Origin of the sequence: Bradyrhizobium macuxiense (genome assembly GCF_001542415.1) — a bacterium.
In the GTDB taxonomy this organism is placed as follows: Bacteria; Pseudomonadota; Alphaproteobacteria; order Rhizobiales; family Xanthobacteraceae; genus Bradyrhizobium; species Bradyrhizobium macuxiense.
Window position 1 is genome coordinate 1 of the sequence record NZ_LNCU01000011.1, and the last position, 18359, is coordinate 18359.

Here is an 18359-nt window from a genome sequence, read left to right on the forward strand (position 1 = left end):
CGAGACTGAGCAAGAACTCGGCATTTTGGGAAGTTGATGTACGATTCTGTTCATGACGAATCGGACATTCAAGAGCGGCGAGAGCCGCGACCAGGCCAGCCTGCTTCCTGCTCGGATTGAGGATTATGTCGGGGCGGACAACCCGGTCCGGGCGATCGAGAGCTTCGTTCGTGTGCTCGACCTTGCCAAGCTCGGCTTTCGCCATGCGGATCGCAAGGCCGAAGGGGTCGGTCAACCGCCGTACGATCCAGCCGATCTGCTGAAGCTCTACCTTTACGGCTACATCAACCAGATCAGGTCGTCGCGCCGGTTGGAGCGGGAGGCCTGCCGCAATCTGGAACTGATCTGGCTGCTGAAGAATCTGAAGCCGGGTTATCGGACGATCGGCAACTTCCGCAAGGAGAACTGGGTGGCTCTGAAGGCGGCCAACCGCAGCTTCGTGCTGCTGATGCGCGAACTCGGTCTTGTCGGCGGCAGCGTTGTTGCGATTGACGGCTCGTTCTTCCATGGCGACGCCAGCAAGGCCAGCATCTTTACGCGCAAGAGGCTTGCCGATCAGATCGGAAAGCTCGATCAGGAGATCGAGGCCTACGGCAAGTCCCTTGAGGACAATGACGCCGCGGAAGCCAGGAAGCCAGGCCAGGATGGCTCCGATGGTGGCGGCGCAGGTGGTGGTGACCTTGGCGCGAAGGTCGCGGCACTGATGGCGAAGCGCTCGCGCGCACAAGCCGATCTTGCTCGGTTGGAAGAGAATGGCGAGACGCAGTTGTCCCTGACCGATCCGGATGCCCGACTTCTGGTCAAGAGCGGCCAGGGGGTCGCAGGCTACAACGTGCAGACCGCCGTCGACGACAAGCACAAGCTCATTGTCGCCAGCGAGGTGGTGAACGACAGCAGCGATGTCGGCCAGCTACATGCGATGGCCATCGCGGCAAAGGAAGCCCTCGAGGTCAAGACCCTGCAGGTGCTGGCAGACGAGGGCTATTACAGCAGCCGCGAACTGAAGGCCTGTGAGGACGATGGCATCACGGCCTATGTGCCGGTGCCGGAGGGCAGCGCCCGGCTCGAGAAGCAAGGCCGCTTCGCCCTCAAGGACTTCAACTATGATGGCGTATCCGACACCTATCATTGTCCCGGCGGCCATCAGCTACATCCGATGAAGAGCAGGCAGAAGAACACCAGTGGCCGCGTCGAGATCCGCTACGCGGCGCGCGGAGCGATCTGCAGGACCTGCCCGCTCAAGATCCGTTGCCTTGGCTCGAACGCGGCCTACCGGACGATCGGTCGCTGGGAGCATGAAGACGTTCTCGAACGTCATCGCGCGCGGATGCAGGGCGCGGGCGAGGTGATGCGCCGTCGCTTTGGCATCGTCGAGCATCCGTTTGGCACGCTCAAATGCCGTGCCGGCTATCGTCATTTCCTGGTCCGCGGCTTCGACAAGGTCCGCGGCGAGTGGAGCCTGATGGCGCTCTGCTACAACTTCACCCGCGTGCTCAACATCCTGGGCTTCGACGCGTTTCTGGCCGCGCTCGCCAAGGCGGTTGCTACTTGCCGATGTACCCTCGCAGCCCTTTTGACGCCCATCCAGGTTGCTCTCGCGGCTCTCTGGACAAACATAGGGCTTCCGCTCGCAATCGGCCGGCCCACGCCGGCCTAACTCCGCTCACCAGTAGTTCTTGCTCAGTCTCGACGGCAGACAGAGTCGTGACGATGGATTTCATGGTGCGATGCCTCCCCAGACGTTCTTATCGGTTTGTCCGACAAAGCTAGATTTGTGCCATCACGGAGTCAATTCAGGTTCCGGAAGTGCGACAATTGGGCAGGATTTTTGTCATTTGACGCCTCTGTGGCCTTCGCCTATCTTTGTCCGACAAACAACAATCGGGAGGGCCTAGGTGCCCGCCACGCCGCTGTTCCGGCGCCTCGACGTCGCGCCGGCCTATCAGAAGGTCGCGGACGCGATCGAACGGGAAATCATCAACGGCCGGATCAAGCCGGGCGAGCCGATCGGAACCGAGCAGCAGCTCGTGGAGCAGTTCGGCGTCAACCGTTCGACCGTCCGCGAAGGCATACGCGTGCTCGAGGAGGGCGGGTTGATCCGCCGCGATTCAAGCCGCCGTCTGCAGGCCTGCCTACCGCGGTACAACAAGCTCGCCACCCGGCTGTCCCGTGCGCTGATCCTGCACGAGGTGACGTTTCGCGAATTGTTCGAGGCGTCGATGACGCTGGAAGTCGCGAGCGTCGAAGGTGCGGTCGAGCGCGCGACCGCGGAGAACATCGCCGAGCTCAGCGACAATCTTGCGCGCAGCGCGCAGGCGGTCGGCAATCCCGCCGATCTCGCCGAGCTCGACCAGGAATTCCACGTGCTGATGGCCAAGGCGTCGCAGAACCGCGTGCTGCAGCTCGCCCGCGAGCCCGCCGCGCAGCTGTTCTTTCCGACCACCGAGATGATCGTGGCCGGCGTGCCTGAGGGCGGTGCGCGCCTCGTCGAGGCACACCGCCATCTGCTGGACGCGATCAAGCGACGCGACAAGGAGGCCGGCGTCGCATGGACGCGGCGGCATTTGCAGGACTGGCGCCGCGGCTTCGAGAAGATCGCTTCGCTCGATCGGTCGGTCGAGCACACCTACATGGAGCACGCAGGCGCAACCCGGCAATAGGGACGGCCGGAAGCCAAAACCAAAAACAACGACAACAAGCACATTCGGGAGGAGACGGAGACAATGAGCGGAGATATCGCAGTCACCATCCAGCGCGCCCGCGAGCACAGCATCGGCGATCTGCTGCGCCGGTCTGCAAGGCGCTATCCAAGCAAGACGGCGCTGATCTGCGGCGAGGTGACCTGGACCTTTGCGGAGATGGACGCGATCTGCAACCGCCTTGCGCGCGGCCTGCTCGAGCTCGGCATCGGGAAGGGCGACCGCGTTGCGGTGCTGTCGCGCAATTCGCACGCCTTCGCCGCGCTGCGCTTCGCTGTGGCGCGGATCGGTGCGATTCTCGTGCCGATCAACTTCATGCTGAACCCGGACGAGATCAATTTCATCCTGTCGAACTCGGGCGCGAAGCTGCTCGCAGTCGGACCGGACTTTGTCGACACGGCGCGCGCTGCGGCCGCCAAGGGCTCTGCGGTCGAAACGCTGGTCTGGCTGCCGGGCGAGGATCCCGCGACCGCACCTGACGGCATCAAGACCTTCGACGGCCTGCTGCACAGCGACGCCTCGGCGCCCGATATCTCGGTCGACAGCCGCGATCCCGCGCAGATCATCTACACCAGCGGCACGGAGTCGCTGCCGAAGGGCGCGATCCTCACCCATGACGCGGTGATGTGGCAGTACGTCAGCTGCATCATCGATGGCGGCATGGCGACCGACGACATCGTTCTGCATGCGCTGCCGCTCTATCATTGCGCCCAGCTCGACGTCTTCCTCGGTCCCGCGATCTATCTCGGCGCCACCAGCCTGATCACCGGCAAGCCGGTGGCGGACCACGTCCTGTCGCTGATCGCAGCCCACCGGATCAACGCGTTCTTCGCCCCGCCAACGATCTGGATCGCAATGCTGCGCTCGCCCGCGTTCGATCGCACCGATCTGTCGACGCTGCGCAAGGGCTATTACGGTGCCTCGATCATGCCGGTCGAGGTGCTGCTCGAATTGCAGCGCCGCCTGCCGAACGTAAAATTCTGGAATTTCTACGGCCAGACCGAAATCGCGCCGCTCGCGACCGTGCTGACGCCCGAGGATCAACTGCCGAAGGCAGGATCAGCCGGCAAGCCTGCTATCAACGTCGAGACCCGGGTGGTCAACCCAGACATGACCGACGTCAAGGTTGGCGAAGTCGGCGAGATCGTGCACCGCTCGCCGCATCTGCTGTCCGGTTACTACAACGATCCGGTCAAGACCGCAGTCGCCTTCGCCGGTGGCTGGTTTCATTCCGGCGATCTCGCGACCGTCGATGCCGACGGCTACATCACGGTCGTCGATCGCGTGAAGGACATGATCAAGAGCGGCGGCGAGAACGTCGCGAGCCGCGAGGTCGAGGAGATGATCTACCGGCTGCCGGCGGTGTCGGAGGTGGCGGTGGTCGGGCTGCCCGACCCGCGCTGGATCGAGGCGGTGACCGCGATCGTGGTGGTCAAGGCCGGCCAGAGCCTCGATGAGGAGGCCGTCGTTAAGCACTGCGCGGGCGCGATGGCCCATTTCAAGGTGCCGAAGCGGGTCATCTTCGTCGACAGCCTGCCCAAAAACCCGAGCGGCAAGCTGCTCAAGCGCGAGCTGCGGCAGCGCCATCTCGGCGGCGCCACGCTCGACCAGGCGGTGCAGAAGAGCTTTGCCGGTTAGTTGATCCCGGGCGCAGGTGAGGGCTGCCGCGACGATCCGCCTAAGCCCTTGATAGGAGACGCCCTGTTCCGCCTGGTCCGAGGTCGGCGGGGGGCAGGGTCAAGGTCCCGCCGATCTTGACGTTTGGCCGCCGCCGCAGTAGATACGCGCCACTCGCTGCCGGCCCGCTTTGATGGCGGATATCCGGCGCGGCCTGAATTCCCCCGAACAATCGAGCTCGTTCATCGGCTCAACCTTCCAAACGAGGGCTGGGTCCGCAAGGTCGGCTGTTCGGTTTCCTTGAAACGTTGCAAATCGTCCGGCGACGGACGCGGACCCTACGATGGCTTTCAGCCCGTTCAAATTCCTGCAGGAAGTGCGCTCGGAGACCGCCAAGGTCACCTGGCCGACGCGCCGCGAGACGACCATCACCACCATCATGGTGTTCGTGATGGTGGCGCTGGCCTCGGTCTTCTTTTTCGCCGCGGATCAGATGATCCGCTATCTGGTCACCCTGATACTGGGCATCCACTGATGAGCACCGGAACCCTATTGATGGACAAGCGCTGGTACATCGTCCACGCCTATTCGAATTTCGAGAAGAAGGTCGCGGAATCGATCCGCGAGCAGGCGAAGCAGCGCGGGCTGGAAGAGCTGTTCGAGCAGGTCCTGGTGCCGACCGAGAAGGTCACCGAGGTGCGCCGCGGCCGCAAGATCGATGCCGAGCGCAAGTTCTTCCCGGGCTACGTGCTGGTGAAGATGAAGCTGACCGACGAGGCGTTTCATCTGATCAAGAACACCCCGAAGGTCACCGGCTTCCTGGGCGCGGAAAACAAGCCGATGCCGATCTCGGAAGCGGAAGCGATGCGGATCCTGCACCAGGTGCAGGAGGGCGTGGAGCGTCCGAAGGCGTCGGTGTCGTTCGAAATCGGCGAGAATGTGCGCGTGGCCGACGGCCCGTTCGCCTCGTTCTCGGGCGTGGTGGAAGAAATCGACGAGGCGCGCTCGCGTGTGAAGGTCGCGGTGTCGATCTTCGGCCGCGCGACGCCGGTCGAGCTGGAATTCGGTCAGGTCGAAAAGGTGGTCTGACCGGACGGCGCGGGGTATATGCCTCGCGTCTACGAAGGCCGTGGGAGGGAGAGGGCGGTCGCCAGCCCCTTCAACCGAACCACGGAACCTGAAACCGCCGGCATCGTCCGGCACAACAGGAGTGATAAATGGCAAAGAAAGTGACCGGATACCTGAAGCTTCAGGTCCCGGCCGGTGCGGCGAATCCTTCGCCCCCGATCGGTCCCGCGCTTGGTCAGCGCGGTCTCAACATCATGGAGTTCTGCAAGGCGTTCAACGCGCAGACCCAGAAGGAAGAGAAGAACACCCCGATTCCGGTGGTGATCACGATCTACGCCGATCGTTCGTTCACCTTCGAGATGAAGACCCCCCCGATGTCGTTCTTCCTCAAGCAGGCGGCGAAGATCCAGTCCGGCTCGAAGGCGCCGGGCCGTGACAAGGCCGGCCAGGTGACCAAGGCGCAGGTGCGCGAGATCGCCGAGAAGAAGATGAAGGACCTGAATTGCGACACCATTGAATCGGCCATGAAGATGGTCGAGGGCTCCGCCCGTTCGATGGGTCTGGAAGTTGCGGGGTAACGGGCCATGACAATCGGAAAGCGTTTGAAGAAGGCTCGCGAGGGCGTCGACCGCGAAAAGCTCTATCCGCTCACGGACGCCATCAAGATGGTCAAGGAGCGCGCCAAGTCGAAGTTCGACGAGACGATCGAGATCGCGATCAATCTCGGCGTCGATCCGCGTCACGCCGACCAGATGGTCCGCGGCGTCGTGAACCTGCCGAACGGAACCGGCCGTACGCTCCGCGTCGGCGTGTTCGCGCGCGGCGCCAAGGCTGAGGAAGCCAAGGCCGCCGGTGCCGACGTCGTCGGCGCCGAAGACCTGGTCGAGAAGGTGCAGGGCGGCACGATCGATTTCGACCGTTGCATCGCCACTCCCGACATGATGCCGCTGGTCGGCCGCCTCGGTAAGGTGCTCGGTCCGCGCGGCATGATGCCAAACCCGAAGATCGGCACCGTGACCATGGACGTCACGTCAGCCGTGAAGGGTGCCAAGGGCGGTTCGGTCGAGTTTCGCGTGGAGAAGGCCGGCATCGTGCAGGCCGGTATCGGCAAGGCCTCGTTCTCCGAGGACAAGCTGGTCGAGAACGTCAAGGCGCTCGCCGATGCGGTCGCCAAGGCGAAGCCGGCAGGCTCCAAGGGCACCTACATCCAGCGCGTGGCGGTCTCCTCCACCATGGGTCCGGGCGTGAAGGTCGAGCCGGGCACGATCCTCGGCTAAGGTCCTCTGCAGGAATGAGATAAAGAGGGGCGGAATCGGGCAACCGGTTCCGCCCCTTTGCTTTGGGGCGTGAAGCCTCTCGCAGGAAACAACAAGAATGCCCGACAAGGTCCTGATCTATTCCCGCTTTCCCAAGGCCCAGCTCGTGCGCTTCAGCGAGCGCTACGAGCTTCTCAATGCTGCGGGCAAACGGCCGAATGAGGCATATTCGGCGGCCGAACTGGCCGACGTCCGAGCCATGATCGCAGCCGGCGGCGCGCCGCTTGGCGGCGAGGCCATGGACATGCTGCCGAAGCTCGGCGCGATCGTCTGCTACGGCACGGGCTATGATGGTGTCGATCTGGCCGCCACTGCGAAGCGGGGAATCGCCGTCGGCCACAGCCCGGGCGCCAATGCCGCGTCCGTCGCCGACATCGCCGTGACGCTGATGCTGGCGGCGGTGCGCCGTCTGCTCGTGGTCGACAATTATGTCCGCAGCGGCGACTGGGCCGGCCGAATGCCGTCGCCGATGATGCGACCTCAGGCGGGCATGCGCGGCCGCAGGGTCGGCGTCTACGGCATGGGCGAGATCGGGCGGAAGATCGCCGCGCGCGTTGCGGCCTTCGAGACCGAGGTCGGCTATTTCAGCCGCACCAAATACGATCTGCCCTATCAGTACCTCCCGAGCCTGGAAGCGCTCGCCGACTGGTGCAGCGTGCTGATGGTCGCGGTCCGGGCCGGTCCCGAGACCAACCAGATGGTCGACGCCGACATCCTGCGCCGGATCGGCGGCGATGGCTTCGTCGTCAACATCTCGCGCGGATCGGTGGTCGACGAGACGGCGCTGGTTCAGGCGCTGACCGACCAGACCATCGCGGGCGCCGGCCTCGACGTGTTCGCGGAGGAGCCGCATGCCCCTGACGCGCTGACGGCGCTTCCGAATGTGGTGCTGTCGCCGCATCTTGGCGGCCACACCCTGGATTCACACGTGGCGATGCAGGACTGCGTGCTCGCCAATCTCGATGCGTTCTTTGCGGGCAAGCCGCTGCCTTATCAGGTGAAGGGCGCCTGAGACGGGTTGATCCGGCCCTGGAACCGGGTTCCGAGGGCCAATCTGAACTGGTCTGAATTTTGCTCTTGGCAAGTCGGGCAAGACCCGCTAAATACCGCGCTCCGGGCGTGCTGGCCGTTGCTGGCATGTCTGTGCTCGCATTCCGAAAACCTGAGATGATAGGAGATCATTCCTTTCCGCGTGCCCGCAAGGATGCTGGAAAGGAAGGAGACCCGTCGCTTCAAGTGGAATGAGAGCAGGGGCCTTCGGCTGAGCCGAACGGCCTCGATCCTGTCCGAGACTGCAGGCGCCCGCGAGAACTTCGTGTTTTCAACGGCTTAATCGCACAGCCTGCATAGACGGGTGAAGACCGGATTTCGCACCTCAGTTCGCGATCGTGTCGCGGCTGGAGTCTGATTTGGTTCGAACCTCGACAGCCCATGGCCGCAAGGCCCTGGGAGGGCAGGCTTCTAAATGTCGTCTTGCCCGGCATGTCCGAAGGGCTTTGCGCCCAACGGATCAGGTTTTGGGCGGGACGATGGGTGCAACCCGGCGGTCCTGTCCTCGCGGAAAGGCCGCCAACCGGAGAGAGCTTGCTGTGGAACGAGCGGCAAAGAAAGAGGCGGTCGAACAGCTCAACGAGGTCTTCAAGGCCACGAGCGTTGCGGTCGTCGCTCACTATTCCGGCCTCACCGTCGCCCAGATGCAGAAGCTGCGCATGCAGATGAAGCAGGCGGGCGCGTCGGTGAAGGTCTCGAAGAACCGTCTCGCCAAAATTGCTCTTGAAGGCACTGACGTCGCTGCCATCGGCTCCCTGCTGAAGGGGCCGACCGTGATCGCAACTTCAAACGATCCGGTCGCGGCGCCAAAGGTTGCCATCGAATTCGCCAAGGCGAACGAGAAGTTCGTCATCCTTGGCGGCTCGATGGGTAAAACCGTCCTGAATGTCGACAGCGTGAAGGCGCTTGCCTCACTGCCGTCGCTCGACGAACTGCGCGGCAAGATCGTGGGCCTCATCATGGCGCCGGCGACCAAGCTCGCTCAGCTCTCCAACGCGCCCGCGGCCAAGCTCGCACGCGTCATTCAGGCTCATGCCTCAAAGAGCGAAGCGGCCTGACCCCTTCGCTAATCTCAAACCTGGTTCGAACCAAACGTTTAAGGAAACAGATCAATGGCTGACTTGCAGAAAATCGTCGACGACCTCTCGAGCCTCACCGTGCTCGAAGCGGCCGAGCTCGCCAAGCTCCTCGAAGAAAAGTGGGGCGTGTCCGCCGCTGCCGCCGTTGCGGTGGCCGGTCCGGCTGCTGGCGGCGCTGCCGCTGCTCCGGCTGAAGAGAAGACCGACTTCACCGTCGTGCTGGCTGCTGCCGGCGACAAGAAGATCGAAGTCATCAAGGAAGTGCGCGCCATCACGGGCCTGGGCCTGAAGGAAGCCAAGGACCTCGTCGAAGGCGCTCCGAAGCCGGTCAAGGAAGGCGTCAACAAGGAAGAAGCCGACAAGATCAAGGCCCAGCTCGAGAAGGCTGGCGCGAAGGTCGAACTCAAGTAACGCAGGTTACGCGAGCGAAATCCCGGGCGGGCGCGAGCCCGACCCGGGATCCCTCTCCAGGTTTAAGACCGGCCGGGCCAGCCCAGTCGGGACGGGAACAAGGAGCGGCAAATATGCAGATGTCGTGCGACCGATTGTCGCGTGGCGCGCTGGACACAAAAAAGTGTGGGGATTCGTAGACTTAACCCTCGAATCTCCATTATTGCCTACCCATATCGGGTCGGCAGCGGAAAAACACGGTCGGCGGCGGGAGCGGCAGGGGCTCCTGGCGGAAGCCGTTGGGAGACAGTCAGATTTCGGGCTTTTTCAGTCCGTGAAGCGGAAGGTTTGGACGGGCGGGTGCAGTCATGCGCCCCGCGCGTCGTTTTGCGTTTTGAAGGCCGCAGGTCCGGGTCAGGGGATTTAATTCCTGAATTTGGGCTTCGTTCCTTTGAGGCGATTCGAAATTCAACCCGGGGCCGATGGCAGTCGTGTCCCGGAAGGTTCGCCCCACAAAGGCGACGAAAATGAGAGGCCACGATGGCGCAGCAGACATTCACCGGTCGCAAACGCGTACGCAAGTTTTTCGGTCACATCAAGGAAGTCGCGGAGATGCCGAACCTCATCGAGGTTCAGAAGGCGTCCTATGACCAGTTCCTGATGGTGGACGAGCCGACCGGCGGCCGCCTGGACGAGGGCCTGCAGGCCGTCTTCCGCTCGGTGTTCCCGATCTCGGACTTCTCCGGCACCTCGATGCTTGAATTCGTCCGTTACGAATTCGAGCAGCCGAAATATGACGTCGACGAGTGCCGTCAGCGCGGCATGACCTTTGCTGCGCCGCTGAAGGTGACGCTGCGCCTGATCGTGTTCGATATCGACGAGGAAACCGGCGCGAAGTCGGTGAAGGACATCAAGGAGCAGGACGTCTACATGGGCGATATCCCGCTCATGACGATGAACGGCACCTTCGTCGTCAACGGCACCGAGCGCGTCATCGTCTCGCAGATGCACCGTTCGCCCGGCGTGTTCTTCGACCACGACAAGGGCAAGACCCATTCGTCCGGCAAGCTGCTGTTTGCCGCGCGCGTGATTCCGTATCGCGGTTCCTGGCTCGACATCGAGTTCGACGCCAAGGACATCGTGTTCGCGCGCATCGACCGCCGCCGCAAGATCCCCGTGACCTCGCTGATGTACGCGCTCGGTCTCGACGGCGAGCAGATCCTGTCGACCTTCTACAAGAAGATCACCTACAAGCGGACCAAGGAAGGCTGGCGCGTGCCGTTCGACGCCAACCGTTTCCGCGGCTATTCGACCGTAAACGACCTGATCGATGCCGACACCGGCAAGGTGGTGCTCGAGGCCGGCAAGAAGCTGACCGTGCGCCAGGCGCGCCAGCTTCAGGAGAAGGGCCTCAAGGCGCTGCGGATGTCGGACGAGGAACTCGTCGGCAACTACCTCGCCGAGGACCTCGTCAACCCGAAGACCGGCGAGATCTACGCCGAAGCCGGCGAGGAGATCACCGATAAGTCGCTCAAGGTGCTGAACGAGCAGGGCTACAAGGATCTGCCGCTGCTCGACATCGACCACGTCAATGTCGGCGCCTACATCCGCAACACGCTGCATGCCGACAAGAACATGACGCGTGAGGACGCGCTGTTCGACATCTACCGCGTGATGCGTCCGGGCGAGCCGCCGACGCTGGATTCGGCGCAGGCCATGTTCCAGTCGCTGTTCTTCGACGCCGAGCGCTACGACCTGTCCGCGGTCGGCCGCGTCAAGATGAACATGCGCCTCGAGCTCGATGCGCCCGATACCCATCGCACGCTGCGCAAGGAAGACATCCTGGCGGTCATCAAGACGCTGGTCGACCTGCGCGACGGCAAGGGCGAGATCGACGACATCGACCACCTCGGCAACCGCCGTGTGCGCTCGGTCGGCGAGCTCATGGAGAACCAGTACCGGATCGGCCTGCTCCGCATGGAGCGCGCGATCAAGGAGCGCATGTCGAGTGTCGATATCGACACCGTGATGCCGCAGGACCTGATCAACGCCAAGCCTGCGGCCGCCGCTGTGCGCGAGTTCTTCGGCTCCTCGCAGCTCTCGCAGTTCATGGACCAGACCAACCCGCTGTCGGAGATCACCCACAAGCGGCGTCTCTCGGCGCTTGGCCCGGGCGGTCTGACCCGCGAGCGCGCCGGCTTCGAGGTGCGCGACGTGCATCCGACGCATTACGGCCGTATCTGCCCGATCGAGACGCCGGAAGGTCCGAACATCGGTCTGATCAACTCGCTGGCGACGTTCGCGCGCGTCAACAAGTACGGCTTCGTCGAGACGCCCTATCGCAAGATCAAGGACGGCCGCGTCACCGACGAGGTGGTCTACCTGTCGGCGATGGAAGAGGGCCGCTACCGCGTCGCGCAGGCCAACGTGCCGCTCGACGCCAAGGGGCGCTTCACCGAAGACCTGATCGTCTGCCGTCACGCTGGCGAAGTGCTGCCGATCACGCCGGACAAGGTCGACTACATGGACGTGTCGCCGAAGCAGCTCGTTTCGGTCGCAGCGGCCCTGATCCCGTTCCTCGAGAACGACGACGCCAACCGCGCGCTGATGGGCTCGAACATGCAGCGCCAGGCGGTGCCGCTGGTTCGCGCTGAGGCGCCGTTCGTCGGCACCGGCATGGAAGGCGTGGTGGCCCGTGACTCGGGTGCTGCGATCGCGGCGCGTCGCTCGGGCGTGATCGACCAGATCGACGCCACCCGCGTCGTCATCCGCGCCACCGAGGATCTCGATCCGACCAAGTCGGGCGTCGATATCTACCGGCTGATGAAGTACCAGCGCTCGAACCAGTCGACCTGCATCAACCAGCGTCCGCTGGTGAAGGTCGGCGACATCGTCAAGAAGGGCGACATCATTGCCGACGGTCCGTCGACCGATCTCGGCGAGCTCGCGCTCGGCCGCAACGTGCTGGTCGCGTTCATGCCGTGGAACGGCTACAACTTCGAAGACTCGATCCTGCTCTCCGAGCGGATCGTGAAGGACGACGTCTTCACCTCGATCCATATCGAGGAGTTCGAGGTGATGGCCCGCGACACCAAGCTCGGTCCTGAGGAAATCACCCGCGACATTCCGAACGTCTCGGAAGAAGCGCTGAAGAACCTCGACGAAGCCGGCATCGTCTACATCGGTGCGGAAGTCCGCGCCGGCGACATCCTGGTCGGCAAGATCACGCCGAAGGGCGAGAGCCCGATGACGCCGGAAGAGAAGCTGCTCCGCGCCATCTTCGGCGAGAAGGCCTCCGACGTCCGCGATACGTCGCTCCGCGTGCCTCCGGGCGTGCAGGGCACCATCGTGGAAGTCCGCGTGTTCAACCGCCACGGCGTCGACAAGGACGAGCGTGCGCTGGCGATCGAACGCGAGGAGATCGAGCGTCTGGCCAAGGACCGCGACGACGAGCAGGCGATCCTGGACCGCAACGTCTACAACCGCCTCGCCGAGCTCCTGGAGAATCGCCAGGGCATCGCCGGTCCGAAGGGCTTCAAGAAGGATACCAAGATCACCCGCGCGGTGCTCGACGAGTATCCGAAGTCGCAGTGGTGGCTGTTCGCCTCGCCGAACGACAAGCTGATGGCCGAGATCGAGGCCATGCGGAAGCAGTACGACGAGTCGAAGAAGGGCCTCGAGCAGCGCTTCCTCGACAAGGTCGAGAAGCTGCAGCGCGGTGACGAATTGCCGCCCGGCGTGATGAAGATGGTCAAGGTCTTCGTCGCGGTGAAGCGCAAGATCCAGCCCGGCGACAAGATGGCCGGCCGCCACGGCAACAAGGGCGTGGTGTCCAAGATCGTTCCGATCGAGGACATGCCGTTCCTCGAGGATGGCACCCATGCCGACATCGTGCTGAACCCGCTCGGCGTGCCCTCGCGCATGAACGTCGGCCAGATTCTGGAGACGCATCTGGGCTGGGCCTGCGCCGGTCTCGGCAAGCGCATCGGGCAGACCATCGACGCCTTCTATCAGAAGCAGGATCTCAAGCCGCTGCGCGAGACCCTGAAGAGGATCTATGGCGAGGATGAAACCATCAAGTCGCTGAACGACAACGAGCTGCTCGAGCTCGGTCGCAACCTGAGCCACGGCGTGCCGATCGCCACCCCGGTGTTCGACGGCGCCAAGGAGACCGACATCGAGGAGATGCTGAAGCTCGCCGGCTTCGACGCCTCCGGCCAGTCGACCGTCTATGACGGCCGCACCGGTGATCCGTTCGATCGCAAGGTGACGATGGGCTACATCTACATGCTCAAGCTGCACCATCTCGTGGACGACAAGATCCACGCGCGTTCGATCGGTCCGTACTCGCTCGTCACCCAGCAGCCGCTGGGCGGCAAGGCGCAGTTCGGCGGCCAGCGTTTCGGCGAAATGGAGGTCTGGGCGCTCGAAGCCTACGGCGCCGCCTACACGCTGCAGGAAATGCTGACGGTGAAGTCGGACGACGTCGCCGGCCGTACCAAGGTGTACGAGGCGATCGTGCGCGGCGACGACACCTTCGAGGCCGGTATTCCGGAATCGTTCAACGTGCTGGTCAAGGAAATGCGCTCGCTCGGCCTCAACGTCGACCTGCACAATTCCAAGATAGGACCGGCGCCGACGTCGGAAGCGGCCGAGTAACGCTGTGATTTACGTCCGGCACATTCGCCTGGATGTGCCGGACCTTCGCGCTCCGCCCGGACGTTGAGCGGGGCGCGCGCTGAATACAAGTTTCGAATTTGCTGCCGGTGACGATCGGCACGCGAGGAGAAGACCATGAATCAAGAGATTATGAATCTTTTCAATCCGACGACGCCGGCCCAGGTCTTCGACCAGATCCGGATTTCGATCGCGTCTCCGGAGAAGATTCTGTCCTGGTCCTACGGCGAGATCAAGAAGCCGGAGACCATCAACTACCGCACGTTCAAGCCGGAGCGTGACGGCCTGTTCTGCGCGCGCATCTTCGGCCCGATCAAGGACTATGAGTGCTTGTGCGGCAAGTACAAGCGGATGAAGTACAAGGGCATCATCTGCGAAAAGTGCTCGGTCGAGGTGACGCTGTCGCGCGTTCGGCGCGAACGCATGGGTCATATCGAGCTGGCCGCGCCGGTCGCCCACATCTGGTTCCTGAAGTCGCTGCCGTCGCGCATTGGCCTGCTGCTCGACATGACGCTGAAGGATCTCGAGCGGATCCTGTACTTTGAATACTACGTCGTGCTCGAGCCGGGCCTGACCGCGCTGAAGGACCGTCAGCTGCTCTCGGAAGACGAGTATCTGAAGGCGCAGGACGAGTACGGCCAGGATTCCTTCACCGCCATGATCGGCGCCGAGGCGATCCGCGAGCTGCTCAAGGGTCTCGACCTCGAGAAGCTCGAGGCGACGCTGCGTGCCGACATGGCGGAGACCGACTCCGACATCAAGCACAAGAAGCTCGCCAAGCGCCTGAAGATCGTGGAGGCCTTCCGCGTCTCCGGCAACAAGCCGGAATGGATGATCATGACGGTCGTGCCGGTGATCCCGCCGGATCTGCGCCCGCTGGTGCCGCTCGACGGCGGCCGGTTCGCGACCTCCGACCTCAACGACCTCTACCGCCGCGTCATCAACCGCAACAACCGCTTGAAGCGGCTGATGGAGCTGCGTGCGCCCGACATCATCATCCGCAACGAAAAGCGCATGCTGCAGGAGGCCGTCGACGCACTGTTCGACAACGGCCGCCGCGGCCGCGTCATCACCGGCGCCAACAAGCGTCCGCTGAAGTCGCTCGCCGACATGCTGAAGGGCAAGCAGGGCCGGTTCCGTCAGAACCTGCTCGGCAAGCGCGTCGACTATTCGGGCCGTTCGGTGATCGTGGTCGGTCCCGAGCTGCGCCTGCATCAGTGCGGCCTGCCGAAGAAGATGGCGCTCGAGCTGTTCAAGCCGTTCATCTATTCGCGGCTCGACGCCAAGGGCCTGTCCACCACGGTGAAGCAGGCCAAGAAGCTGGTCGAGAAGGAGCGTCCGGAGGTCTGGGATATCCTCGATGAGGTGATCCGCGAGCATCCGGTGCTGCTCAACCGCGCGCCGACGCTGCATCGCCTGGGCATCCAGGCGTTCGAGCCGGTGCTGATCGAAGGCAAGGCGATCCAGCTGCATCCGCTGGTCTGCGCCGCCTTCAATGCCGACTTCGACGGCGACCAGATGGCCGTGCACGTTCCGCTGTCGCTGGAAGCGCAGCTGGAAGCGCGCGTGCTGATGATGTCGACCAACAACATCCTGCATCCCGCGAACGGCCAGCCGATCATCGTGCCGTCGCAGGACATCGTGCTCGGCCTCTACTATGTCTCGATCATGCGCGAAGGCCTGCCCGGCGAGGGCAAGATCTTCGGCGACATGGCCGAGCTCGAGCATGCGCTGCACTCGAAGGTCATCCACCTCCACACCAAGATCAAGTATCGGTGGGACGGCATCGGCGAGGACGGCAAGCCGTCCCGGCGCTGGATCGAGACCACGGCGGGCCGCATCATGCTCGGCAATCTGTTGCCGAAGAGCGCCAAGATCTCGTACGACATCATCAACAAGCTGATGACCAAGCGCGAGATTTCCGGCGTCATCGACCAGGTCTATCGTCACTGCGGCCAGAAGGAGACGGTGATCTTCTGCGACCGCATCATGGCGCTCGGCTTCTACAACGCGTTCAAGGCCGGCATCTCGTTCGGCAAGGACGACATGGTCGTGCCGCACGGCAAGTGGAAGATCGTCGACACCACCCGTACGCTGGCGAAGGACTTCGAGCAGCAGTACAATGACGGTCTGATCACCCACGGCGAGAAGTACAACAAGGTCGTCGACGCCTGGTCGAAGGCGACGGAAGAAATCGCCAAGGCCATGATGAAGGAAATCTCCGCCACCAAGAAGACGGCGAGCGGAGCCGATGCGGACATCAACTCGATCTACATGATGGCGCACTCCGGTGCGCGTGGTTCGCCGGCGCAGATGCGCCAGCTCGCCGGCATGCGCGGCCTGATGGCCAAGCCGTCGGGCGAGATCATCGAGACGCCGATCATTTCCAACTTCAAGGAAGGTCTGTCGGTGCTTGAGTACTTCAACTCGACCCACGGCGCCCGTAAGGGCCTCGCGGACACCGCGTTGAAGACCGCGAACTCCGGTTACCTGACCCGCCGTCTGGTTGACGTCGCGCAGGACTGCATCATCACGCAGTCCGACTGCGGCACCAAGCTCGGCATCAAGATGCGCGCCATCGTCGACGCCGGCACGGTCGTTGCCTCGCTCGGCTCGCGCATCCTGGGCCGCGTGGCCTGCGAAGACGTGCGCGATCCCGCCACCAACAACGTCGTCGTCACGCGCGACACGCTGATGGAGGAGAGCCACGTCGACGCGATCCAGCAGGCCGGCATCCAGGAGGTGAAGATCCGCTCGGCGCTGACCTGCGAGCTCGTCAACGGCATCTGCGGCAAGTGCTACGGCCGCGACCTGGCCCGCGGCACGCCGGTCAACCACGGTGAGGCCGTCGGCGTCATCGCGGCGCAGTCGATCGGTGAGCCGGGCACGCAGCTCACGATGCGTACGTTCCACATCGGCGGCGCGGCGCAGCTCAACGAGCAGTCGTTCGTCGAATCGAACTTCGACGGCAAGATCGTGATCAAGAACAAGGCCATCGCCCGCAACAGCGAAGGCCATCTGGTCGCGATGGTGCGCAACATGGTGGTTGCGATCGTCGATGCCGACGGCGCCGAGCGTGCGACGCACCGCATCCAGTACGGTTCGCGCATGCATATTGACGAGGGCGACATGGTCAAGCGTGGCCAGCGCATCGCCGAGTGGGATCCCTACACCCGCCCGGTGCTGACCGAAGTCGAGGGCACGATCGGGTTCGAGGACCTGGTCGAAGGCCAGTCGATCTCGGAAACGCTCGACGAGTCGACCGGTATTGCCAAGCGCGTGGTCATCGACTGGCGCACGACGCGCGGCGGCTCGGACCTGCGTCCGGCCATCGTGGTCAAGGGCAAGGACGGCAAGGTAATGAAGCTCGCGCGTGGCGGCGATGCCCGCTACATGCTGTCGGTCGACGCCATTCTGTCGGTCGACATCGGCGCGAAGGTCAAGCCTGGCGACATCCTGGCGCGTATCTCCACCGAGAGCGCCAAGACGCGTGACATCACCGGCGGTCTGCCGCGGGTGGCGGAACTGTTCGAGGCTCGCAAGCCGAAGGACGCGGCGATCATCGCGGAGACCGCGGGCACGATCCGCTTCGGCCGCGACTACAAGAACAAGCGCCGCATCTCGATCGAGCCGTTGGACAAGACCGAGGAGCCGCGCGAGTACCTGATCCCGAAGGGCAAGCACATCCACTTGCAGGATGGCGACATCGTCGAAAAGGGCGACTTCATCGTCGAAGGCAACCCGGCACCGCACGACATCCTGGCGATCAAGGGCATCGAGGAGCTCGCTGCCTATCTGGTCAACGAAATCCAGGAGGTCTACCGGCTGCAGGGCGTGCTCATCAACGACAAGCACATCGAGGTGATTGTTCGTCAGATGCTGCAGAAGGTGGAGGTCACCGATCAGGGTGACACCGACATGATCTCGGGCGAGCAGGTCGACAAGATCGAGTTCGACGCGCTCAACGTCAAGGCCAAGGAGGAGGGCAAGAAGCCCGCCACGGGTACGCCGGTTCTGCTCGGCATCACCAAGGCGAGCCTGCAGACCCGCTCCTTCTTCTCGGCGGCGTCGTTCCAGGAGACCACGCGCGTGCTCACCGAAGCGGCCGTCAACGGCAAGGTGGACCCGCTCGAAGGCCTCAAGGAGAACGTCATTGTCGGCCGCCTGATCCCGGCCGGCACCGGCGCCTCGATGGCGCGGATCCGCGAAGTCGCGATGAAGCGCGACAAGCTGATCCTCGACGAGCGCGAGAAGCAGCAGGCGGCGATCGTGCCGACGGCGCCGGAAGCGGAGCCGCTGGCGCTGCCGCCGGCCGAATAGGGCCCCGCAAGACTACGGTAGCCAACGAGAAGGCCGGCTTTGTGCCGGCCTTTTTGCTGCTTTCTTTCGGCGCTGCGGTGCAGGGACGCACTTTGTTCATCTTTCCTTCAGGCAAAAAAGCGCTTTTGCTAGGCTGACTTAGA

General features: G+C 63.5%; 12 protein-coding genes. All 12 read left to right on the forward strand.

Translation table 11 applies throughout. The annotated features are described in order from the left end of the window. Positions 1-52: 52 nt before the first annotated feature. The 12 genes from AS156_RS02050 to rpoC all read left to right on the forward strand — a co-directional run bounded on the left by AS156_RS02050 (position 53) and on the right by rpoC (position 18216). A complete protein-coding gene (locus AS156_RS02050) occupies positions 53-1657 on the forward strand; it encodes an IS1182 family transposase (protein WP_066498669.1) in 1605 nt (534 codons plus the stop codon). A gap of 238 nt (positions 1658-1895) precedes the next feature. Then, the gene (locus tag AS156_RS02055) at positions 1896-2660 is read left to right on the forward strand and encodes a FadR/GntR family transcriptional regulator (RefSeq protein ID WP_066499359.1); all 765 of its coding nucleotides are present in this window, start codon (positions 1896-1898) and stop codon (positions 2658-2660) included. A gap of 63 nt (positions 2661-2723) precedes the next feature. Further along, complete coding sequence (locus tag AS156_RS02060) at positions 2724-4337, forward strand: acyl-CoA synthetase (protein ID WP_066499362.1); 1614 nt, start codon at positions 2724-2726, stop codon at positions 4335-4337. 322 nt (positions 4338-4659) lie between these two features. After that, the gene (gene secE, locus AS156_RS02065; RefSeq protein WP_066499364.1) at positions 4660-4851 is read left to right on the forward strand and encodes a preprotein translocase subunit SecE; all 192 of its coding nucleotides are present in this window, start codon (positions 4660-4662) and stop codon (positions 4849-4851) included. A 20-nt stretch (positions 4852-4871) separates the two neighbouring features. Next, on the forward strand, positions 4872-5405 hold the full coding sequence (gene nusG, locus AS156_RS02070; protein WP_016840553.1) for a transcription termination/antitermination protein NusG: 534 nt from the start codon (positions 4872-4874) through the stop codon (positions 5403-5405). Between the two features lie 128 nt (positions 5406-5533). Beyond that, positions 5534-5962, forward strand: coding sequence for a 50S ribosomal protein L11 (gene rplK, locus AS156_RS02075; RefSeq protein WP_066499365.1), 429 nt, complete (start codon positions 5534-5536; stop codon positions 5960-5962). Between the two features lie 6 nt (positions 5963-5968). After that, complete coding sequence (gene rplA, locus AS156_RS02080) at positions 5969-6661, forward strand: 50S ribosomal protein L1 (RefSeq protein ID WP_066499368.1); 693 nt, start codon at positions 5969-5971, stop codon at positions 6659-6661. A 97-nt stretch (positions 6662-6758) separates the two neighbouring features. After that, on the forward strand, positions 6759-7712 hold the full coding sequence (locus AS156_RS02085; protein WP_066499370.1) for a 2-hydroxyacid dehydrogenase: 954 nt from the start codon (positions 6759-6761) through the stop codon (positions 7710-7712). A 577-nt stretch (positions 7713-8289) separates the two neighbouring features. After that, positions 8290-8808 (forward strand): 50S ribosomal protein L10, encoded by a 519-nt coding sequence (gene rplJ, locus AS156_RS02090; RefSeq protein ID WP_066499372.1) that lies wholly within the window; start codon positions 8290-8292, stop codon positions 8806-8808. Between the two features lie 54 nt (positions 8809-8862). Beyond that, the gene (rplL, locus tag AS156_RS02095; protein ID WP_050402243.1) at positions 8863-9240 is read left to right on the forward strand and encodes a 50S ribosomal protein L7/L12; all 378 of its coding nucleotides are present in this window, start codon (positions 8863-8865) and stop codon (positions 9238-9240) included. 519 nt (positions 9241-9759) lie between these two features. Continuing rightward, complete coding sequence (rpoB, locus tag AS156_RS02100) at positions 9760-13878, forward strand: DNA-directed RNA polymerase subunit beta (protein ID WP_066499374.1); 4119 nt, start codon at positions 9760-9762, stop codon at positions 13876-13878. 135 nt (positions 13879-14013) lie between these two features. Then, on the forward strand, positions 14014-18216 hold the full coding sequence (gene rpoC / locus AS156_RS02105; protein ID WP_066499376.1) for a DNA-directed RNA polymerase subunit beta': 4203 nt from the start codon (positions 14014-14016) through the stop codon (positions 18214-18216). Positions 18217-18359 lie beyond the last annotated feature (143 nt).